This is a genomic window from Geodermatophilus ruber (genome assembly GCF_900114385.1).
In the GTDB taxonomy this organism is placed as follows: domain Bacteria; phylum Actinomycetota; class Actinomycetes; order Mycobacteriales; family Geodermatophilaceae; genus Geodermatophilus; species Geodermatophilus ruber.
Map to the genome: position 1 here is coordinate 164469 of NZ_FOSW01000007.1, position 20199 is coordinate 184667.

At 74.3% G+C, this 20199-nt stretch carries 25 protein-coding genes and 4 tRNA genes; 6 read left to right on the forward strand and 23 right to left on the reverse strand.

Annotated elements, in window-relative coordinates; translation table 11 throughout:
- Positions 1–12: 12 nt before the first annotated feature.
- From ruvA to BMZ50_RS13185, 19 genes are all read right to left on the reverse strand, one after another.
- Positions 13–642 carry a Holliday junction branch migration protein RuvA gene (ruvA, locus tag BMZ50_RS13095; RefSeq protein ID WP_245753626.1) on the reverse strand — a complete coding sequence of 210 codons (630 nt, stop codon included), beginning with the start codon at positions 640–642 and terminating at the stop codon, positions 13–15.
- A gap of 8 nt (positions 643–650) precedes the next feature.
- Positions 651–1220, reverse strand: coding sequence for a crossover junction endodeoxyribonuclease RuvC (gene ruvC, locus BMZ50_RS13100; protein WP_091325221.1), 570 nt, complete (start codon positions 1218–1220; stop codon positions 651–653).
- 110 nt (positions 1221–1330) lie between these two features.
- Entirely contained in the window at positions 1331–2083 is a 753-nt protein-coding gene (locus BMZ50_RS13105) for a YebC/PmpR family DNA-binding transcriptional regulator (protein WP_091325224.1), read from the reverse strand.
- Positions 2080–2727, reverse strand: coding sequence for a pyridoxal 5'-phosphate synthase glutaminase subunit PdxT (gene pdxT / locus BMZ50_RS13110; protein WP_091325227.1), 648 nt, complete (start codon positions 2725–2727; stop codon positions 2080–2082). The genes BMZ50_RS13105 and pdxT overlap by 4 nt, the downstream gene beginning before the upstream one ends.
- Positions 2728–2738: 11 nt before the next feature.
- Positions 2739–3905: a heparan-alpha-glucosaminide N-acetyltransferase domain-containing protein gene (locus BMZ50_RS13115; protein WP_218146233.1), complete on the reverse strand. Its 1167-nt coding sequence runs from the start codon at positions 3903–3905 to the stop codon at positions 2739–2741.
- A 61-nt stretch (positions 3906–3966) separates the two neighbouring features.
- Positions 3967–4893: a pyridoxal 5'-phosphate synthase lyase subunit PdxS gene (pdxS, locus tag BMZ50_RS13120; RefSeq protein WP_091325232.1), complete on the reverse strand. Its 927-nt coding sequence runs from the start codon at positions 4891–4893 to the stop codon at positions 3967–3969.
- A gap of 52 nt (positions 4894–4945) precedes the next feature.
- Complete coding sequence (locus BMZ50_RS13125) at positions 4946–5497, reverse strand: LemA family protein (protein WP_091325234.1); 552 nt, start codon at positions 5495–5497, stop codon at positions 4946–4948.
- A gap of 11 nt (positions 5498–5508) precedes the next feature.
- Positions 5509–6738 (reverse strand): glycosyltransferase family 4 protein, encoded by a 1230-nt coding sequence (locus BMZ50_RS13130; protein ID WP_091325236.1) that lies wholly within the window; start codon positions 6736–6738, stop codon positions 5509–5511.
- The gene (locus BMZ50_RS13135) at positions 6735–7754 is read right to left on the reverse strand and encodes a phosphatidylinositol mannoside acyltransferase (RefSeq protein WP_245753627.1); all 1020 of its coding nucleotides are present in this window, start codon (positions 7752–7754) and stop codon (positions 6735–6737) included. The genes BMZ50_RS13130 and BMZ50_RS13135 overlap by 4 nt, the downstream gene beginning before the upstream one ends.
- Positions 7751–8395, reverse strand: a complete 645-nt coding sequence (gene pgsA, locus BMZ50_RS13140) for a phosphatidylinositol phosphate synthase (RefSeq protein WP_091325239.1) — start codon at positions 8393–8395, stop codon at positions 7751–7753. The genes BMZ50_RS13135 and pgsA overlap by 4 nt, the downstream gene beginning before the upstream one ends.
- 1 nt (position 8396) lies before the next feature.
- On the reverse strand, positions 8397–9071 hold the full coding sequence (locus tag BMZ50_RS13145; protein WP_281245436.1) for an HIT family protein: 675 nt from the start codon (positions 9069–9071) through the stop codon (positions 8397–8399).
- Complete coding sequence (gene thrS, locus BMZ50_RS13150) at positions 9068–11092, reverse strand: threonine--tRNA ligase (RefSeq protein ID WP_091325241.1); 2025 nt, start codon at positions 11090–11092, stop codon at positions 9068–9070. Before thrS ends, BMZ50_RS13145 begins: the two co-directional genes overlap by 4 nt.
- Before the next feature lie 127 nt (positions 11093–11219).
- On the reverse strand, positions 11220–11777 hold the full coding sequence (locus tag BMZ50_RS13155) for an MOSC N-terminal beta barrel domain-containing protein (RefSeq protein WP_245753628.1): 558 nt from the start codon (positions 11775–11777) through the stop codon (positions 11220–11222).
- 38 nt (positions 11778–11815) lie between these two features.
- Complete coding sequence (locus BMZ50_RS13160; RefSeq protein ID WP_091325243.1) at positions 11816–12235, reverse strand: HNH endonuclease; 420 nt, start codon at positions 12233–12235, stop codon at positions 11816–11818.
- A gap of 73 nt (positions 12236–12308) precedes the next feature.
- Positions 12309–12647, reverse strand: a complete 339-nt coding sequence (locus tag BMZ50_RS13165; RefSeq protein WP_091325246.1) for a YnfA family protein — start codon at positions 12645–12647, stop codon at positions 12309–12311.
- A gap of 83 nt (positions 12648–12730) precedes the next feature.
- Positions 12731–12802 (reverse strand) — tRNA-Val (locus BMZ50_RS13170).
- A gap of 25 nt (positions 12803–12827) precedes the next feature.
- Entirely contained in the window at positions 12828–13178 is a 351-nt protein-coding gene (locus BMZ50_RS13175) for a PGPGW domain-containing protein (protein ID WP_245753629.1), read from the reverse strand.
- 134 nt (positions 13179–13312) lie between these two features.
- On the reverse strand, positions 13313–14197 hold the full coding sequence (locus BMZ50_RS13180) for an anti-sigma factor domain-containing protein (protein WP_091325248.1): 885 nt from the start codon (positions 14195–14197) through the stop codon (positions 13313–13315).
- Positions 14194–14793 (reverse strand): RNA polymerase sigma factor, encoded by a 600-nt coding sequence (locus BMZ50_RS13185; RefSeq protein ID WP_245753630.1) that lies wholly within the window; start codon positions 14791–14793, stop codon positions 14194–14196. The genes BMZ50_RS13180 and BMZ50_RS13185 overlap by 4 nt, the downstream gene beginning before the upstream one ends.
- Before the next feature lie 130 nt (positions 14794–14923).
- On the opposite strand from BMZ50_RS13185, the gene BMZ50_RS13190 reads away from it, so the two are divergent.
- The 4 genes from BMZ50_RS13190 to BMZ50_RS13205 all read left to right on the forward strand — a co-directional run bounded on the left by BMZ50_RS13190 (position 14924) and on the right by BMZ50_RS13205 (position 15749).
- On the forward strand, positions 14924–15373 hold the full coding sequence (locus BMZ50_RS13190) for an SsgA family sporulation/cell division regulator (RefSeq protein ID WP_091325251.1): 450 nt from the start codon (positions 14924–14926) through the stop codon (positions 15371–15373).
- 68 nt (positions 15374–15441) lie between these two features.
- Positions 15442–15514 (forward strand) — tRNA-Gly (locus tag BMZ50_RS13195).
- 41 nt (positions 15515–15555) lie between these two features.
- Positions 15556–15626, forward strand: a tRNA-Cys gene (locus tag BMZ50_RS13200).
- Between the two features lie 48 nt (positions 15627–15674).
- Positions 15675–15749, forward strand: a tRNA-Val gene (locus BMZ50_RS13205).
- Positions 15750–16045: 296 nt separating this feature from the next.
- On the opposite strand, the gene BMZ50_RS24195 is transcribed toward BMZ50_RS13205, so the two are convergent.
- The 3 genes from BMZ50_RS24195 to coaE form a co-directional block, all read right to left on the reverse strand.
- Entirely contained in the window at positions 16046–16192 is a 147-nt protein-coding gene (locus tag BMZ50_RS24195) for a hypothetical protein (RefSeq protein WP_177212771.1), read from the reverse strand.
- Between the two features lie 178 nt (positions 16193–16370).
- Positions 16371–16499, reverse strand: coding sequence for a hypothetical protein (locus tag BMZ50_RS25060; protein WP_281245437.1), 129 nt, complete (start codon positions 16497–16499; stop codon positions 16371–16373).
- Entirely contained in the window at positions 16492–17085 is a 594-nt protein-coding gene (coaE, locus tag BMZ50_RS13210; RefSeq protein ID WP_091325254.1) for a dephospho-CoA kinase, read from the reverse strand. The genes BMZ50_RS25060 and coaE overlap by 8 nt, the downstream gene beginning before the upstream one ends.
- 234 nt (positions 17086–17319) lie before the next feature.
- On the opposite strand from coaE, the gene BMZ50_RS13215 reads away from it, so the two are divergent.
- Positions 17320–17505: a hypothetical protein gene (locus BMZ50_RS13215; RefSeq protein ID WP_245753631.1), complete on the forward strand. Its 186-nt coding sequence runs from the start codon at positions 17320–17322 to the stop codon at positions 17503–17505.
- A gap of 142 nt (positions 17506–17647) precedes the next feature.
- On the opposite strand, the gene rpsA is transcribed toward BMZ50_RS13215, so the two are convergent.
- Positions 17648–19114 (reverse strand): 30S ribosomal protein S1, encoded by a 1467-nt coding sequence (rpsA, locus tag BMZ50_RS13220; protein WP_091325258.1) that lies wholly within the window; start codon positions 19112–19114, stop codon positions 17648–17650.
- A gap of 221 nt (positions 19115–19335) precedes the next feature.
- Here rpsA and BMZ50_RS13225 point away from each other — a divergent pair, with 221 nt between their 5' ends.
- On the forward strand, positions 19336–20187 hold the full coding sequence (locus BMZ50_RS13225; protein WP_091325260.1) for a class I SAM-dependent methyltransferase: 852 nt from the start codon (positions 19336–19338) through the stop codon (positions 20185–20187).
- The last annotated feature ends 12 nt before the right edge of the window (positions 20188–20199 follow it).

Consider the following 20199-nt stretch of genomic DNA (forward strand, 5'->3'; position numbering starts at 1 on the left):
ACCGACGGTCGCTCACGACCGCCCCAGCAGCTGCAGCGCCTGCCGCAGCAGAACCGCGACCTCGACGGCACCGCTCGCCGCCACCTGCTCGTCGGCGAGCGGCGCGAGCTGGACGACGGCGCCCTCGGCCTCCTTGCCCGACCAGCCGAGCCCGACCAGGGCGGAGGTCAGCTGGTCCCGCCACGGCGCGACGGGGGTGACCGGCCCCAGGCCCGCGGGGATCGGCGCGCCGTCCAGCTGGGTGTCGGTCGTCGTCGTGCCCAGCCGGTCGCGCAGCTCCAGGATCAGCCGCTCCGCGCCCTTCTTGCCGATGCCGGGCACCTGCATGAGCGCCTTGACGTCGGCCGTCGACACCGCCCGCCGCACCTCGCGCGGTGGGTGGATGGCCAGCACCGCCTGGGCCAGCCGCGGGCCCACGCCGTTGGCGGTCTGCAGCAGCTCGAACAGCTGCCGCTCGTCGTCATCGGCGAAGCCGTAGAGGGTCAGCGAGTCCTCCCGGACCACCAGGCTGGTCGACAGCCGGGCGCTCTGCCCCACCTGCAGCCGCGCGATCGTGCCCGGTGTGCACTGCACGGCCAGCCCGACGCCCCCGACCTCCACCACGGCGCCGTCCGGCGAGACCGCGGCGACCCGGCCGCTCACGCTGGCGATCATCGGGCCGACACCCCCTGCCAGCGGGGCAGCGTGCGCTGCACGACGGGCGCCCCGAGCCCGCCGGCGAGCGCCGCGCTCCGCAGCCGCTGCTGTGCCGGGCCGCGCCAGGCGTGGCAGACCGCCAGCGCCAGGGCGTCGGCCGCGTCGGCGGGCTTCGGCGGGCTCGCCAGCCCGAGCACCCGGGTGACCATCAGGGTGACCTGCTCCTTGTCCGCACGGCCGCTGCCGGAGATCGCGGCCTTGACCTCGCTCGGGGTGTGCCAGGCAACCGGCCGGTCGGCCTGGGCCGCGGCCAGCGCCGCGACCCCGGCCGCCTGGGCGGTTCCGGTGGCCGTGCTCTTGTTGTTCTGGGTGAACACCCGCTCGATCGCCACGACGTCCGGCCGGTGCTCGCGCAGCAACGCGGTGACCGTGGTGTGCAGCTCGAGCAGCCGCAGCTCCAGGTCCAGCTCCGCGGCGGTGCGGATCACGCCCACGCCGACCGCGGTGGGCCGGGCGCCGGGACGCCCGTCGACCACGCCCCACCCGCACCGGGTCAGGCCCGGGTCGATGCCGAGCACCCGCATGGAGGCGCCTCCCGCCGTCAGCCGAACTGGTGTTCGACCCACGCTAACCGCCGCGGCCGACGATCCGGCACCGCGACGCGGACTTCCGCGCCGAAAGTCCGCCGGTGGCGTCAGCCGACCTTCTCGAGCACCTCGTCCGAGACGTCGTAGTTCGCGTACACGTTCTGCACGTCGTCGCAGTCCTCGAGGGCGTCGATGAGCCGGAAGACCTTGCCCGCCGTCTCCTCGTCGAGCTCCACCGTGACGCTGGGCACGAACCCGGCCTCGGCCGAGTCGTAGTCGATCCCGGCGTCCTGCAGCGCCGCGCGGACGGCGACCAGGTCGGTGGGCTCGGAGATGACCTCGAAGGTGTCGCCCTGGTCGCGGACCTCCTCCGCGCCGGCCTCGAGCACCGCCAGCAGCACGCTGTCCTCGTCCACGCCGTCGGCCTTCGGCACCACGACGACGCCCTTGCGGGAGAAGAGGTAGGCGACCGACCCGGGGTCGGCCATCGACCCGCCGTTGCGGGTCATGGCGGTGCGCACCTCCATGGCCGACCGGTTCTTGTTGTCGGTCAGGCACTCGACGAGGACGGCGACACCGCCGGCGGCGTAGCCCTCGTACGTGATGCCCTGGTAGTCGACCCCGCCGGCCTCGAGACCGGCACCGCGCTTGACCGCCCGGTCGATGTTGTCGTTGGGCACCGAGCTCTTCTTCGCCTTCTGGATGGCGTCGAACAGCGTCGGGTTGCCGGCGGGGTCACCGCCGCCGGTGCGCGCCGCGACCTCGATGTTCTTGATCAGCTTGGCGAAGAGCTTGCCGCGCTTGGCGTCGATCCCGGCCTTCTTGTGCTTGGTGGTCGCCCACTTGGAATGGCCGCTCACGGCACTCCCCTCTCGTTCCCGGCGCCCGATCGGTCCGCCATGTGTGTGCGCACCAGGTCGACGAACAGCGCGTGCACCCGGCGGTCCCCGGTCAGTTCGGGGTGGAAGCTGGTGGCCACCAGGTTCCCCTGGCGGACTGCGACGATCTTACCGTCGGCCGGCCCCCCGACGACCCGGCCGAGGATCTGCACCCCGGGGCCGGCCTGCTCGACCCACGGGGCCCGGATGAAGACGGCGTGCAGCGGGCCCCCGGGTACCCCCTCGAGCGCGATCTCGGACTCGAAGGAGTCGACCTGGCGACCGAAGGCGTTGCGCCGCACGGTGACGTCCAGCCCGCCGATCGTCACCTGGTCCGGCGGCGCGTCGAGCAGCCGGTCGGCGAGCATGATCATCCCGGCGCAGGAGCCGTACACGGGCAGGCCGCCGGCGACCGCGGACCGCAGCGGCTCCAGCAGGCCGAAGCGGGTGGCCAGCCGGGCCATGGTGGTCGACTCCCCGCCCGGGATCACCAGCCCGTCGACGGAGGCCAGCTCGGCCGGACGGCGCACGGTGACCGCCGCGGCTCCCTGCGCGCGCACCGCCGCCAGGTGCTCGCGGACGTCACCCTGCAACGCCAGCACTCCGATGAGCGGTTCGGCACGCACGAGGGACCAATCTACGGCGCCCGCTCCGGGGCCTCCGGGGGCCCGACGGCGTCCCGGGCGGTCGCGGGTCCCGTCCCGGCCGCCCGCCCGGAGCTCCAGGTGAGCAGCCGTTCGAGCGCTCCCCGCCCCAGGAGCAGCCGCCAGAGGGACGCCACGAGCAGCGCGGCGGTGCAGAAGCGCAGCCACAGGCCGGCCCCGGCCGGGAAGCCGGGGTCGAGCCACCACAGCGCCACGAGGTGCGCGCTGTACACCGACAGCGCCAGGGCGCCCACGGCCGCCAGCGGGTAGGTCAGCCGGGGCAGCCGGTCGGCGAGCACCAGGCACAGGCCGATGACCGCCAGCGCCACCCCGGTGGAGCCGAGCACCTCGAACGTCGTGCCGCCGTGCGCGGCGGCGCCGCTGAGCCAGGCCGCGTCCCACTCCCCGAGCTGCGGGAAACCGACGTCCACCCCGGTCGACGGGCGGCCGTCGGCCAGCAGCTCGGTGCTCAGCCAGCCGCCGGCGTAGCCCAGGGCGGCCAGCGTCGCGCCGCCCGGCACCAGGGCCGCGCGGACCCGGGCCGCGCCGAGATCCAGCCGGCCGACCGCGAGGCCGACGAGCACGAAGGCCCACCAGAGGACGGCCGGGTAGACGCCGGTGAACAGCAGATCGGTGAACGGCCGGTCCGCGGCGCCCTGCTCGGTGGCCAGCTGCCCGACGAGCAGGTCGACCGGAGGCGCCACCACGGCGAGCGCGCCGGCGAGGGTCAGCAGCCGCGGCGGGGACCAGCGCAGGAACGGGACGGCGAGGACGAACAGGACCGCGTAGACGGGCAGGATGACCGCGACGAAGGTGTCGAGCAGCTCCAGCAGGCCACCGATCGCGAAGAGCCAGGCCGCCCGGACCAGGATGCGCACGCGGGCCTGCACCAGCTGGTCGCCGTCGGGCGGGCGGGTGCGCCCGGACAGCAGCGCCATCGACACGCCCGCGAGGACGGCGAACAGGATCGACGACCGGCCGTTGACCACCTCCGACCAGGTGGCGGGGTCCCAGGACAGGTCGTCGGCGAGGCCCATGTGGGCACCGAACATGCCCAGCACGGCGAGACCGCGCGCCAGGTCGATGCCGCCCACCCGGGGAGCCGGCGCGCCCGGCCGGGCCCCGGCCGCCTCGTCCGGGCGCTCCTGCCGCACCGCCACGGGCCGCACACTAGGCGCGGAGCGCATCGCTCCGGTCACGTGCGCACCGCGGGGCGCGGGATCACCAGCCGCGGGTGGCGTACCGCTCGCTGTCGGGCAGGGTGGCCACGTTGATGCCGACCATGGCCTCGCCGAGCCCGCGGGAGACCTTGGCGATCACGTCCGGGTCGTCGAAGAACGTCGTCGCCTGCACGATCGCCGCGGCGCGCTGGGCGGGGTCGCCGGACTTGAAGATGCCCGAGCCGACGAAGACGCCCTCGGCGCCCAGCTGCATCATCATCGCCGCGTCGGCCGGGGTGGCCAGGCCGCCGGCGGTGAACAGCACGACCGGCAGCTTCCCGAGTCGCGCCACCTCGGCGACCAGGTCGTAGGGGGCGCGCAGCTCCTTGGCCGCGACGAACAGCTCGGTCTCGTCGAGGGTCGCCAGGCGGCGGATCCCGGAGCGCAGGGCCCGCATGTGCCGGGTGGCCTCGACGACGTTGCCGGTGCCGGCCTCGCCCTTGGAGCGGATCATCGCCGCGCCCTCGGCGATGCGCCGCAACGCCTCGCCCAGGTCGGTGGCGCCGCACACGAACGGCACGGTGAACGCGTGCTTGTCGATGTGGTGCGCCTCGTCGGCCGGGGTCAGCACCTCGGACTCGTCGATGTAGTCCACGCCCAGGCTCTGCAGCACCTGCGCCTCGACGAAGTGACCGATGCGGGCCTTGGCCATGACCGGGATCGAGACCGCCTCGATGATGCCCTGGATCATGTCGGGGTCGCTCATCCGCGCGATCCCGCCCTGCGCGCGGATGTCGGCGGGCACCCGCTCGAGCGCCATGACGGCGACGGCGCCGGCGTCCTCGGCGATCCTGGCCTGCTCCGGGGTGACGACGTCCATGATCACCCCGCCCTTGAGCTGCTCGGCCATGCCGCGCTTGACGGCCGCGGTGCCGGTGGTGGCGGCGGGGAGGACGGAAGGGTTCTGCTGTGCGTCGTGCGCTGCCACGGGATGCTGCCTCAGGTTCGACGATGATCGGGCAGGCTCATCGTACGGCCCGTCAGGGCCTGCCCCGACCGGCGCCGGAGACGCTGCCGGTCACCTCGTCCAGACCGTCCTCGATGTCGAAGAACCGCGGCAGCGGCCGGGAGGCGTGCAACCGCAGCAGCCCGGTGAGCCGCCGGGTGCGCAGCAGGTGGGTGTCGCGGACGGCGTCGTTGTAGAAGCGCCGGGCCAGCCCGATCCGGGTGGCGGTGCCCCGGAGGTCGGCGAGGAGCGCGGGAGGCACCCCCGGCAGCTCCGCGGGGAGCTCGCGCAGCTCGCGGCCCAGCTGGTTCTCCGCCAGCTCCCGGTCGCCGGCCCGCGGGTCGCGCGCCTCGCGCGCGGCAGCCGCCAGCCGGGCCGCGTGTTCCCTCCCCAGCGCGGCGGCGTGGTCGCGGGTCAGCTCGGCGGCCAGCCCGGCGCGCCGCCGCAGCTGGGTGTCCAGGGCGATCCGGGCGCGCTCCACGCGCGTCTCCAGGCGCCGCAGCCGGGTCAGCGTCCAGCCGGCCCACAGCATCAGCAGCAGCACGGCGGCGGCCACCGCCAGCAGCAGCCAGACGTCGGGAGTCACGACGGGTCAGGCTAGCGCTGGACCCACCGCCGCAGCGGTGACCGGGACGGGGCGTCCGTGGGTTCCCCGGGCAGGAGTGCGGGCACGGCGGGCAGCTCGACGTCCTCCGCCGCGGTCACCTCCGGCCCGCCGGGCAGCACCACGGTCTCGTAGACGGCCAGGATCCGGCGCGCGACCACCGACCAGTCGTAGCCGGCGGCCGCCGCCCTGCCGGCGGCCGAGAGCCCGGCCCGCCGGTCGGGGTCGGCGAGCAGGTCGCCCAGGGCCCCGGCCAGCGCCCGGGGGTCGCCGCGGCGGACCAGGACGCCGGCGGCGCCGTCCTCGAGCACCTTGGCGAAGGCGTCCAGGTCGCTGGCGACGATCGGCGCCCCCGCGGCCATCGCCTCGATGAGGATGATCCCGAAGGACTCGCCGAGCAGGTTCGGGGCGCAGTAGACGTCGACCGAGCGCAGGAAGGCGGCCTTGTCCTCCTCGGCGAGCTCGCCCAGGAGCGCGACGTGCGCGCGCAGGTCCTCCCCCAGCAGCTCGTGCACGGCCCCGGGATCGCCGCGGCCGGCGATGAGCAGCCGGGCGCCGGGGTGCTCCCGGACGACGGTGCGCATGGCCTCGAGCAGCACCGGCAGGCCCTTGCGCGGCTCGTCGTAGCGGCCGAGGAAGCCGATGGTGGGCCCGTCGACGCCCCGGGCGTACCCGGGCAGCGTCGGTCCCTCCGCGAAGGCGGGCACGTGCACGCCGTTGGGGATGATCACCGCGTCCCCGCCCAGGTGCTCGACCTGCACCCGGCGGGCGAAGTCGGACACGGCGATGCGGCCGCTGATCTTCTCCAGCCACGGGCGGATGACCGGCCCCAAGGCAGCCAGGAACTTGGACCGGGTGGTGGCCGCGTGGAAGGTGGCCACGATCGGGCCCCTGGCGATCATGCAGACCAGCAGGCCGGTCGACGGGGGCGCCGGGTCGTGCACGTGGACGACGTCGAAGTGCCCGTCGCGCAGCCAGCGCCGCACCCGCGCGGCCGAGACCGGCCCGAACTGCACGCTGGCCATCGAGCCGTTGTACGGGACGGGGACGGTGCGCCCGGCCCAGGTGACGTGCTCGGCCGGCAGCGACTCCTCCCGCTCGGCGGGGGTGAGCACCTCGACGTGGTGGCCCATCCCGCGCAGGGTCTCGGCGAGGTCGCGCACGTGGTACTGGACCCCGCCGGGGACGTCCCACTGGTAGGGGCAGACCAGGCCGATCCTCATCGGGACCGGTCTCCCCTCGCCGGGTCGGGAGGCACGTCGGCCCAGACCCGCCCGAGCATGTGCCAGTCCTCGGGATGCCGGGCGATGCCGTCGGTGAAGGCGTCGGCCACGCCCTGCATCGCGGCAGCGACGCGGTCCCGCAGCCGGCCCGGGCCGTCGACGGGAACCTCGCGCCGGACGTCCAGCCGCCAGCCGCGGTCGGTGAACGAGCAGACCGCCGGGTGCAGCGCGGCGCCGGTGCGGGCGGCCAGCAACGCCGGCCCGCCGGGCATCGTCGCCGGCCGGCCGAAGAAGTCCACCGGGATGCCGCCGTGCCCGAGGTCGCGGTCGACGAGCAGGCAGACCGACCCGCCGGCGGCGAGCCACTCGCCCAGGACGGCGGAGCTGGGCCGCGGCCCCCCGGTCAGCGGCACCACCCGCATGCCCAGGGACTCGCGGTAGTCGAGGAACCGGCGGTACAGCGACTCCGGCCGCAGCCGCTCGGCGACGGTCATGAACGGGCCGTCGAGCCAGTCGACGAACCACACCCCCGCGGCGTCCCAGTTGCCGCTGTGCGGCAGGGCGAAGACCAGGCCCCGGCCCTCGCCTCGCGCCTTCTCGAGGTGCTCCCGGCCGAGCATCTCGGAACCGGCGACGATCCGCCCGCTCGACAGCCGCGGCAGCCGGAAGGCCTCCTGCCAGTAGCGCGCGTAGGAGCGCATCGCACGCCCGGTGAGCGCGTCGAGCTCGGCCTCGCCCAGCCGGCCGCCGGTGACCACCCGGAGGTTGGCGCGCAGCTGCCGCACGCCCCGGCCGTCGCGCCCGGCCGCCCACCGCCCAGCCGCGTCGAACGCGGCCCGCACCACCGGCTCGGGCAGCAGCTTCACCGCACCCCAGCCGGCCGCGTAGCCCAGGTCGGTCAGCCGGGCCGAGGCCCGCGCGCCCGGCGAGGGGCGGCCCGGCACCGGGCGCAGCTCCACGGCCCCGCCGGGTCCGGCCCCCGGCTCCGGCACCCCGCCGCCGAGGGCCCCGCTCACGGCGCCTTCTCCGGCGACGGCGAGGCCGCGGACAGCTGCTGGTCCCGCGCGGCCCGGTGCACCGCGGCGAAGCGCTGCCCGACGGTCACCGCGCTGCCGACGAGCAGCACCCACAGCCCCACGTGGACGGCGTAGGGCACGCCCAGGCCGAACAGCCCGGTGCCCGTGAGCACGAGGATCAGCCGCTCGGTGCGCTCGACGATCCCGACGTCGCAGGACAGGCCCATGCCCTCCGCGCGGGCCTTGACGTAGGAGGTGAGCACGCCGAGGACGAGGCAGAGCAGCGCCAGCAGCACCAGCAGCCGGTTGTCCCCCGCCCCGGAGAACCACCACACCAGCGCGCCGAAGATCGCCGCGTCGGCGGCCCGGTCGCCGGTGGAGTCCAGCACGGCACCGAAGACCGACCCGCCACCGCGCGCCCGGGCCAGCGCGCCGTCGAGCATGTCGAGCAGCACGAAGACCGTCACGGTGAACGCGCCCCAGAACAGGTGCCCGGTGGCGATGAGCCCGATCGCTCCGGCGATCGCGCCCAGCGTGCCGGTGAGGGTGACCATGTCGGCGGTCACCCCGGAGCGCACCAGGCGCGCCACGACCGGCGCCCAGAACCGCCCGACGGCGGCCCGGGCGTTGATCCCGAGCACCTCAGGCCTCCCGGGGTGGCGCGGCCCCGCCGTCGGGGGGCGTTCTCCGGTCCGGTTCCGTTCCGGGCTCGTTCGCCACGGCGACGCCCCCGCGGCTGTCGTCGGGGAACGGCCAGCTCTCGGCCAGCAGCGCCCGCGTCTCGCTCAGCACCTGCGGGAGTACCCGGGTCAGCCCGACGACCGGCATGAAGTTGGTGTCCCCGCCCCAGCGCGGCACCGCGTGCTGGTGCAGGTGGTCGGCGATGCCGGCGCCGGCGACCGAGCCCTGGTTCATCCCGATGTTGAACCCGTGGGCCCCGGAGACCGCCCGCACCACCCGCATCGCCGTCTGGGTGAACTCCCCCAGCTCCGCGACCTCCTCCGGCGTGAGGTCGGTGTAGTCGGGCACGTGCCGGTACGGCACGAGCATCAGGTGCCCGGCGTTGTACGGGTACAGGTTCAGGACGGCGTAGACCGTCTGGCCGCGGGCCACGATCAGCCCGTCGTCGTCGCTCATCTGCGGGATGAGGCAGAACGGGCAGTCGTGCGCGCCGGTGGGCTTGCCCTCCCCGCGGATGTAGGCCATCCGGTACGGCGTCCACAGGTGCTCGAACACCGTGGCCGGGCCGCCGTCGTCGTTGGAGACCGGGGCGTGTAAACCCGCCCGGTCGCTCGCACCGTCGGTCCCGGCGGTCATCCGGCCACCAGCGCCTCGGCGGTGGGGTCGACGTTGGCCCGGCTCTCGACCCACTGCACGATCGCGGCCACCGCCTGGTCGACCGGCACGCCGTTGTGCTGGCTGCCGTCCCGGAAGCGGAAGGAGACCGCGCCGGCCTCGGCCTCGGTGGCGCCGGCGATGAGCACGAACGGCACCTTCTGCTTGCTGGCGGTGCGGATCTTCTTCTGCATCCGGTCGTCGGAGTCGTCGACCTCCACCCGGATGCCGCGCGCCCGCAGCTGCAGGGCGACGTCGGTCAGATAGGGCACCTGCTCGTCGGTGACCGGGATGCCGGTGACCTGCACCGGGGCCAGCCAGGCCGGGAACGCCCCGGCGTAGTGCTCGGTGAGGACGCCGAAGAACCGCTCGATCGACCCGAACTTGGCCGAGTGGATCATGACCGGCTGCGCGCGGCCGCCGTCGGCGGAGGTGTACTCCAGGCCGAAGCGCGCCGGCTGGTTGAAGTCGTACTGGATGGTCGACATCTGCCAGGTGCGGCCGATCGCGTCGCGGGCCTGGACGGAGATCTTCGGCCCGTAGAACGCCGCGCCGCCCGGGTCGGCCACGAGTTCCAGCCCGGTCTCCCGCGCCGCCTCCTCGAGCACCGCGGTGGCCTCGGCCCACTGCTCGCCGGAGCCGATGAACTTGTCCGAGTCCCCGCGGGTGGACAGCTCCAGGTAGTAGTCGTCCAGGCCGAAGTCGCTCAGCAGGCCGAGCACGAAGGCCAGCAGGTGCCGGATCTCCCCGGGTGCCTGCTCCGGGGTGACGTAGCTGTGCGAGTCGTCCTGGGTCAGCCCGCGCACGCGGGTGAGCCCGTGGACGACGCCGGACTTCTCGTACCGGTAGACCGTGCCGAACTCGAAGAAGCGCAGCGGCAGATCGCGGTAGGACCGCCCGCGCGACCTGAAGATCAGGTTGTGCATCGGGCAGTTCATGGCCTTGAGGTAGTACTCCGCGTTCTCCAGCTCCATCGGCGGGAACATGGTGTCCGCGTAGTACGGCAGGTGCCCCGAGGTCTCGAACAGGCCGCGCTTGCTGATGTGCGGCGTGCCGACGTAGTCGAAGCCCTCCTCGATGTGGCGGCGGCGGACGTAGTCCTCCATCTCCCGCTTGATCACGCCACCCTTGGGGTGGAAGACGACCAGGCCCGAGCCGATCTCGTCGGGAAAGCTGAACAGGTCCAGCTCGGCGCCCAGCCGCCGGTGGTCGCGGCGCTCGGCCTCGGCCAGCTGCTCCAGGTAGGCCTTGTGCGCCTCCCTGCTCTCCCACGCGGTGCCGTAGATGCGCTGCAGCTGCGGGTTCTTCTCGCTGCCGCGCCAGTAGGCGGCCGCCGACCGGGTGAGGGAGAACGCCGGGATGTTGTTGGTCCGCGGCAGGTGCGGGCCGCGGCAGAGGTCGGTCCACACCAGGTCCCCGGTGCGGGCGTCGCGGTTGTCGTACATGGTCAGCTGCGCGCCGCCGACCTCGACGTCGGCACCCTCGGCGGCCTCCCCCGCACCACCCTTGAGCCCGATCAGCTCGAGCTTGTACGGCTCGGAGGCGAGCTCCGCCTCGGCGTCGGCGTCGCTGATCTCCCGCCGGGAGAAGTACTGACCGGCCCGGACGATCTCCTGCATCCGCTTCTCGAGGGCCTGCAGGTCCTCGGGGGTGAACGGCCGCTCCGGGTCGAAGTCGTAGTAGAAGCCGTTCTCCACGGGCGGGCCGATGCCCAGCCGGGTGCCGGGGAAGAGGTCCTGGACCGCCTGCGCAAGCACGTGCGCGGTGGAGTGCCGGATCACCGCACGGCCCTCGGGGCTCGCGGCGGGTACCGGTTCCACCTCGGCGTCGGCCTCGGGCGCCCATGCGAGGTCCTTCAGGTCGCCGGTGGCCAGGTCCCGGACGACGACGGCTCCGTCGGGTCCCTTGAGTGGGATCCCGGCCTCCTTGAGCGCGTCCTGGGCCGTCGTCCCGGCCGGCACCCGGATCGGGGCGGTGGCGGCGAGGTTGGGCGCGGCTGACACGGGAGCTCCTGGGAGGTCGATCGATGCGGCCCGGCCGGGTCGGCCGGGACTAGGGAAGGGTATCCACCGGAGCTCCGGGAACCGGCGCGCCGGACCCAGCCGGCAGCGATCCCCGGGTCGGGGCTCTCTAGGGGGTGAGCACCTCGACCCGATCCCCGACCCGCACCAGGCCGGGGGTGCGGACCTCGGCGTAGACGCCCAGACAGTGCTTGGGCGTGCGGCTCACCGACAGCTCGACCTCGCCGACGCGCAGGTTCCGCCCCACCCAGGTGCGCTCGTCCTGCTCGTCGTCGAGCGCCAGCAGCAGGTTCGCGCGCGGGTCGTCGGCCGAGCAGCCCTCGGGGACGTCGCCCCCGGCGGCGCGGGCGATCGCCGACCGGCTGACCAGGTGGACGGCGGCGGCGTCCCCCTGCGGCGCCTCGGCGCGCACCAGCCGCACCGGGAGGCCCAGCACCTCGGTGAGGGTGATCGTGTCGGCCTCGCCGTCGCCGGTGGCGACCACCTCGGCCATCGCGGGTGCGGTCCTCGTCGTCACCCGCTCGCCCGTCGTCGCGTCGACCACCGCCCACGCCCGGTCCCCGACCAGACCGGCCGGACCCACCCTCGCCTCACCGACGGTGCGGCCGGCCAGGCTCTTCACCGGGTAGACGGCGATCTGCGCCACGCTGCCCACGTTCTCGGTCACGGCCCCTCCTCGCCGGCCCGGTCACCTCGCCGGCTCCGTCACATGGCGACGCTACGGCGACCCGGGGACCGTGCGCCCGCCGGCCGGGGCAGTCGTCGGCGCAGCCGGCGCAGCTGCGCGTCGAGGTAGGGCCGGGCCCGCCGCTGCCCACCGGTGCGGGTGATCGCCTCCTCCAGTCCGGTGAGCGCCCGGCCCAGCCGCGCCGCGTCGGGATCCCAGCCGCGCCGCTCGCACTCCTCGAGCCAGTCGACCGGGGCGCGGTGCCCGCGCTCGGAGTTGCACCGGCGGCAGGCCGCCACCTCGTTCTCCAGCCAGGACGGGCCGCCCTTGAGGCGGGGCACGACGTGCTCGGTGGTGGGGCGGATCAGGGGGCCGAACGCGCGGCCGCACCAGATGCACGTGGCGCCGTCGCGATCGAGGATCACGTCGAGGCGGTCGGCTCGGGCGAGCTGGGGCACTGCCCCATGGTGCGCCGCCGCGGCCGTCCCCGCCGCCGGCCGGCCGGGGCGGCAGCAGGCCGCGCGCCGCTCCTCAGGAGCCGGCGCGCGGCGCGTACATGATGACCAGCACGCCGACCAGGCAGATCGCCGCGCCGAGGATGTCGTAGCGGTCCGGGCGGAAGCCGTCCACGACCATCCCCCAGGCGAGGCTCCCCGCGACGAAGATTCCGCCGTAGGCGGCGAGGATGCGGCCGAAGTGCGGGTCGGGCTGCAGCGTCGCGACGAGCCCGTAGCCGGCCAGCGCCAGGGCCCCACCCGCCACCCACAGCCAGCCCCGGTGTTCGCGCAGGCCCTGCCAGACGAGCCAGGCGCCGCCGATCTCGGCCAGCGCGGCGAGCAGGAACAGGGCCAGGGAGCGCGCCACGGTCACCGGGTGATCATCCCGCGGGCGGTCTCCGGAGCCCTGCACGACGAAGGGTCAGGTCCGTGACGGACCTGACCCTTCGTGCGCGGTGGGCGATACTGGGTTCGAACCAGTGACCTCTTCGGTGTGAACGAAGCGCTCTACCACTGAGCCAATCGCCCGTGCGTCATCGATTCTGCCAGACGCTCATCTCCACAGGGGTACCCACCCCGGCACCCAGCCGGGAACCCCCGTCACGTGCAGGGTGACGACCAGGACGCCGTAGACGGACGCCGCCGTCACCAGGGCGACCGCCGCGCGCACCCACACGGGCTGCCGGCCGAGCCAGTCCGTCCAGGACTTGACGTGCTTCTTGGTGAACTCCAGCAGCCGCTCGGCCCAGAAGAACTCGGTGGCCAGCACGAACAGGCCGGCGATGACGGTCAGCCAGCCCGGGCCCGGCAGCGGGATCGTCGCCAGGCCCACGGCGACGATCACCCCGCCGACGACGCCCACGACGAGGCGGTACGCCGAGTCGACCGTCCGGCGGGTGGCCAACCGGCGCCGCCACCGGGTCTCGGCGACCCGCTCGCGCAGGCTGCGGAACCCGTCGTCGGCGAAGTGCTGCCGCCAGCCCTCGGGGGTGTGCTGGTGGCCGGACCGCTCGGGCGGCGCCGCCGTCTCCGGACCGCTCAGCTGGGCACCTCCCCGATCGCGACGTACTCCGACGGTTCCGGCGGAGCCTGGCGTCCGGGTTCGAGGCTGATGCCGTACGTGGCGTAGCCGTCCGGCCCGGTCGACGCGGAGCCTACGGTCTTCAGCTCCATTCGTGGGTGTACGACGTCGAAGGTGCCCAGCGCCACGTCCGCGCCCTCCCCGATTCCCCACACGACGTAAGTCTGTCGCTCGTCGTCGTTGACCGGGAGTCCGTGCGTCACCACCTGCAGCTGACCGGTACGGACGACGACGGTGGCCACCGCCGCCCCGTCGTCGTCGGACAGCGCCGCGACGGCGGTCCGACCGGGGGCCAGGAGGGCGTTCAGGATGCCGGCCTGCTCCGCCGCCGCGGTCCGGGCCTCGTCCCGCGCCGTGCCGAGCACCACGTTCCACGTGCCCAGGGCGAGGATCGCGGCCACCACGGCGGCGACCAGCGCGTTGGGCAGCACCCGCCGCCAGGCCGAGGGCGCCACGTCGTCGTCGAGCGGCGGGGGCACCCGGTAGTCGGGGGGGCCGGTGGTGGGGTCGCGTCCCGGCCGCGCGGCCGGGACGGGTCCTGCGGGCTCGGCGGGACCGGGCGGGTCGTCGAGCCGCGGCACCTGCGGGGTCTGCTCCACCGCGGCGCGCAGCTGCGCCCGCAACCGCTCGGCCGGCGACGGCTGGGGCAGGTCGGTGGCCATCGCGCCCATGACCTCCGCGGTCTCCGCGACGGTGCGCAGGCAGCGCAGGCACTCCGGCAGGTGGGCGGCGACGAGCGCCTCCTCCTCCGGCTCCAGGGCGTGCAGCGCCCAGCCGACCGCGAGCTGGTCGAACCGCTCGTGCCCCTCGCGCCGGGCCGCGGGGCCGGGGTGCGCGCTCACCGGCCCGCCCCGTCGGCCCGGGCGGCCTCGCCGAGCGCGCCCCCGGTCGCGGCGCCCGCGTGCTGGCCCAGCTCCTCCTTGAGGGCGCGCATGCCGGTGAGCATCCGGGTCCGGACGGCGTCGATCGGGACGCCGGTCAGCGCCGCCACCTCCCGCTGGGTGTACCCGCCGTAGTAGGCCAGGGCGAGCACCGCGCGCTCCCCGGGGGGCAGGAAGTCCAGCGCCGTCGGCGGGTGCTCCGCGGCCCCGGCGGCCAGGGCGAGCTCGTCCCCGGCCCGGGTCTGCCTGCGCCGGTGGGGCTCCTCCCGGCGGACGGCGTCGACCGCGTGGCGGTGCACCGTCGCCAGCAACCAGGCCGCGACGCTGCCACGACCCCGGCCGAACGCGCCGGGCTCGCGCCATGCGGAGAGGAACGCCTCCTGGAGCACGGCCTCGGCCAGGGCGTCGTCGCCGACGACCCGCCGGGCCAGCGCGAGGGCCGGGCGGCTGAAGCGGTCGTACAGCTCGTCGAGCGCGGCCCGGTCCCCCGTGCGCAGGCGCAGGGCGAGGTCGATGTCCCCGGAGCTGCCGCCGGGGCGCCGTGCCGGACGGCTCACCGCTCCATCGTCACACGTCCGGCCCGGAAGGGGCCGCGGTTCAGCCCCTGCCGGAGCGGGCATCACCAGAGCGACACGCCCGGGGAGAGTCCTGGCGTGACCTCGTACCGGAAAGGTCGTTCTACGGAACATGGTCAGCCGCTCGACACCCGGGTACACGTGCCCCACCACTCTCCATCTCGTCGGCCCGCAGTCCTGGACCGAGGTGCCCGCGCTGCTCAGCTACGAGATCAGCGACCCGTTCGCGGTCCGCATCACCTTCGGTGACAGCAGCGCCGGCGGTGGCGAGGGCATCTCCTGGCTGGTCGGCCGGGAGCTGCTCCGGACCGGGCTGGACCGGCCGGCCGGCGAGGGCGACGTCCGGCTGTGGCCCTCGCGCACCTCCGGGGACGTCCTCTACCTGCACCTGCGGGCCCCGTCGGGCGAGGCGCTGTTCGAGGTCTCCCGCGGCACGGTGGCGGGATTCCTGCGGCTGACCGAGTCGATCGTCCCGGCCGGGGAAGAGAGCTCGGTCCTGGAGGTGGACGACGAACTGGCTGCCCTGCTGTCCAACGGAGGGGCGGATCCGACGGGTCGCTGACCCCCCGGGGACCCCCCCGTGAACCCCGGTCGCGGGGTCAGGTATCGTTCTTCCTGCAACACAGCAACGCGGACGTGGCTCAGCTGGTAGAGCATCACCTTGCCAAGGTGAGGGTCGCGGGTTCGAATCCCGTCGTCCGCTCGGAACCTCGGGCGCTGGTCGCGAGACCGGCGCCCGTGTGCGGTGGAGTGGCCGAGAGGCGAGGCAACGGCCTGCAAAGCCGTCTACACGGGTTCAAATCCCGTCTCCACCTCGGCTCCTCGCCGAGCGCGGTGGAGCGGACCGGCCTGCAGGCCGGATCGGGCGATTGGCTCAGTGGTAGAGCGCTACCTTGACACGGTAGAGGTCACTGGTTCGAACCCAGTATCGCCCACCAGCACGAGAGGCCCGGGTCCACGTGGACCCGGGCCTCTCGGCGTTCCGAGCCCCTGCGCGGAGATTCCTGCGCCCTACGACCGGTCCCCTGCGTCGTACGACCACCGGCACGGCGGCATGAGGCATGAGGCATCGGTTCTCGCCGTCTTGACGATGCCCGGACGACGGTCTGCGCGCGAGCCGCCCGGCTCCCGCACACCGATCCCCGGGAGATGTCCTGCGCGCCATCCCGCCCCGCCTCACGGCCGTCCTGTCCGCCGGACTGCTCGCCGGCCTCGGGCTCGCCGCGAGCCTGGCTCACGCGGCGCTGTCCTGCCCTCCCGACCCGTACGAGAAGGACTGCGCCGCCGCGGCCGCCCCGCTCGAGGTCGGTGGGACGACGACCCGGGCGATCCGCCAGGCCCCGACCCCGCAGCCGCGGACGGAGAGCCCGTGGGTTGTCACGGCGGTGCAGGGCAGCTACACGCTGAGCGCCCCGCTCCCGCGGGCGGGATGTACGTGCACCTCGGCAGCAGCCACGTCTACAACGCCACGCCTCAGTCGGCGTACACCCCGGCCGGCGCGAGCCGGGTGAACGTCACGGTCACGACCCGCGCGAGCTCCAGCGACCTGCGGGTGACGCTCACCGCCCGGGGCGGGGTCGGCGATCGCCGCCCGCCGAGGACTCGGCATGCACCGCGGTGGCGCCGAGCGCCTCGGCCTCCACCAGGACGGCGATCAGGGCACGCCGGGCGATGCCCGGCTCAGCCATCACGAGCGACCCGCTCGGTCCAGAACCGGTCCACCTGCTCGGCCAGCTCCTCGGGCGTGCCACTGTTGTCGAGGACGACGTGGGCGACGGCGCGGCGCTGCTCGTCGGTGGCCTGGGCCGCGATGCGTGCGCGGGCGTCCTGCTCGGCCAGCCCCCGGAGGACCAGCCGCTCGATGCGGGTGCCGAGGTCGGCCTCCACCACCAGCACGAGGTCGTAGGAGGCCGCCTGCCCGGTCTCCACGAGCAGGGGGACGTCCTGCACCACCACGGCCTCCGCGGGGGCCTCGGCGATCAGTTCGAGGGCCCGTTGCCGGACCAGGGGGTGCACGATCCCGTCCAGCCGCCGCCGCGCCTCGGGATCGGCGAAGACGACCGCGGCCAGCGCCGGCCGGTCGAGTGCGCCCTCGGCGGTCAGCACGTCCGGGCCGAACTCCGCCACGACGGCCGCCAGCCCCGGGGTGCCCGGCTCGACGACCTCGCGCGCGATGCGGTCGGCGTCGATGATCCGCGCGCCGCGGGCGGCCAGCAGCCCGGCCACGGTGCTCTTTCCCGATCCGATCCCGCCGGTCAACCCGATGCGCAGCACGGACGGACAGTAGCCAGCACGCGGAGACCGGTCACGGACCGGTAACACCCGCCCATCTTGTCCGGCGCGTCGCTCCAGTCACACCCGTCACGCCACTAACGTCCGCCTCGGCGATCTTCCCCGCCGAGAGAGGCAGAACCGACCATGACCCGATCCGCCCACGCGGCCCCCTCGCCGTCCCCTGCTGCTGCACGACGGGGCCCTGGTCGTCACCGGATCGACCGCCCCGCCGGGGTGCGGGTCACCGACCTGCCCGCCGTGCGGGAGCGGCTGGAGCGCGACGGGGCCTCCGTGCGTCCGCGCAACGCCTTCCTGCGCTGGCTGTCGGCCACCGCGCCCGCGGGCCGGCACACGTGGCAGTTCCTCGCCAACTCCGGCGGGCGCCCGCGCACGGCGTTCGCCATCATCCTCAGCCTCTGAGCAACCCACCGAGGGCCCCGCGGACGTCGTCCGCGGGGCCCTCGTCGTCCCTGCGGCGGGCCCCCCGCGCAGGGCCCGGGAACGCCCGAGGCCCAGGACCACGCGGGTCCTGGGCCTCGGGCGTTCAGCCGCGAGCTACTGCTCACTCACCGCCGGCGAGCTTGGCCCGCAGCGCGGCGAGCGCCTCGTCGCTGGCCAGCGTGCCACCGGAGGAGGTGTCGCCACCGGTCTCGGCGTCACTGCTGGAGTAGCTGCCGCCGGCCGCAGCCTCGGCGTCGGCGGCGCGGGCCTCGGCGATCTGCTTGCGGTGCGCCTCGAAGCGGGCCTGGGCCTCGGCGTACTGCCGCTCCCACTCCTCGCGCTGGGCGTCGAAGCCCTCGCGCCACTCCCCGGTCTCCGGGTCGAAGCCCTCGGGGTAGATGTAGTTGCCCTGCTCGTCGTACGAGGCGGCCATGCCGTAGGCGGCCGGGTCGAACTGCTCCTCGTCGCCGATGACGCCCTCGTTGGCCTGCTTGAGGGACAGCGAGATCCGCCGCCGGTCCAGGTCGATGTCGATGACCTTGACCAGGATCTCGTCGCCGACCTGCACGACCTGCTCGGGGATCTCGACGTGACGCTCGGCCAGCTCGGAGATGTGCACCAGGCCCTCGATGCCCTCGTCGACGCGCACGAACGCGCCGAAGGGGACGAGCTTGGTGACCTTGCCCGGGACGACCTGACCGATCTGGTGGGTCCGGGCGAACTGGCGCCACGGGTCCTCCTGCGTCGCCTTCAGCGACAGCGAGACCCGCTCACGGTCCAGGTCGACGTCGAGGACCTCGACGGTGACCTCCTGACCGACCTCGACGACCTCGGACGGGTGGTCGATGTGCTTCCAGGAAAGCTCGGAGACGTGCACCAGACCGTCGACGCCGCCGAGGTCCACGAACGCACCGAAGTTGACGATCGAGGAGACCACGCCGGTCCGGACCTGCCCCTTGGCGAGCTTGTTGAGGAACTCGCTGCGCACCTCGGACTGGGTCTGCTCGAGCCACTGGCGCCGGGACAGGACGACGTTGTTGCGGTTCTTGTCGAGCTCGATGATCTTGGCCTCGAGCTCGCGGCCCACGTAGGGCTGGAGGTCGCGGACGCGACGCATCTCGACCAGCGAGGCGGGGAGGAACCCGCGCAGGCCGATGTCGAGGATGAGACCACCCTTGACGACCTCGATGACGGTGCCGGTGACGACCTCGTCGGCTTCCTTCTTCGCCTCGATCGTGCCCCACGCGCGCTCGTACTGGGCGCGCTTCTTGGACAGGATCAGGCGGCCTTCCTTGTCCTCCTTCTGGAGGACGAGGGCTTCCACCTCGTCGCCGACGCTGACGACCTCGTTGGGGTCGACGTCGTGCTTGATGGACAGCTCACGCGAGGGGATGACGCCCTCGGTCTTGTAGCCGATGTCCAGCAGCACCTCGTCGCGGTCGACCTTGACGATGACGCCCTCGACGATGTCGCCATCGTTGAAGTACTTGATCGTCTGGTCGATGGCGGCGAGAAAGTCCTCAGCGGTGCCGATGTCGTTGACGGCGACCTGGGGAGTGCTGTTCGGACGGACCTGGGTGGAGGTCATGTGGTCGAGTGCTCCGGACGGGGGATGCGTAGGGACAGGATTCCCCGCGGCCGGACGACCGCGGGGAAACGCGGGAGAGCCGGCTCGCGCCGCACCCGCGTGCGGGATACAGCACTCCAGACCTCTGGCGTATTCCCCATCGTACGGACGCCGAGACGCCCCGGTCCACCTGGGTCGCCCGCCGGTTTCCGTTCCGGGCGGCGTGTCACCATCGGCGTGTCATGACCTCTTCCCCGCGCCCGCACCCCACCCTGCCCCTGGGGAGCGACGGCTACCCGGTGCCCAGCGGGGTCGAGCGGCGCACCGCGGGCACCGTCGAGTCCGCCCGCGCCAACCGCCGCTGGTGGGACGCGGCGGCGCCGGCCTACCTCGCCGAGCACGGCGACGACCTCGGCGACGTGGACTTCCTGTGGTGCCCGGAGGGGCTGCGGGAGAGCGACGCGCACCTGCTCGGGAACGTCGCCGGCCGCCGGGTGCTCGAGGTCGGCTGCGGATCGGCCCCCTGCTCCCGGTGGCTGCGCCGCGCCGGTGCCGAGGTGGTCGCGACGGATCTCTCCGGCGGCATGCTCGCCCGCGCCGCGGCGCTGAACCGGTCGACCGGCGTCGACGTGCCCCTGCTGCAGGCCGATGTCGGCGCGCTGCCCCTGGCGTCGGCCGGCGTCGACCTCGTCTGCTCGGCCTTCGGCGGGCTGCCTTTCGTGGCCGACGTCGAGGGCGCCCTGACCGAGGTCGCGCGGGTGCTGCGGCCCGGCGGCCGGTTCGTCGCGTCGGTGAACCACCCGCTGCGCTGGCCGCTGCCCGACTCCCCCGACCCGGAGGACCTCCGGATCGTCTCCTCCTACTTCGACCGGCGGCCGTACGTGGAGACCGACGAGGAGGGCCGGGCGGTCTACGTGGAGCACCACCGCACGGTCGGCGACTGGGTGCGCGCGGTCGTCGGGGCGGGTCTGGTGCTGGAGGACCTGGTCGAGCCCGAGTGGACGCCGGACCGCACGCAGGAGTGGGGCCAGTGGTCCCCGGCCCGGGGGGCGCTGATCCCCGGCACGCTCATCCTGGTCTGCCACCGCCCCTGACAGCGGCCGCCG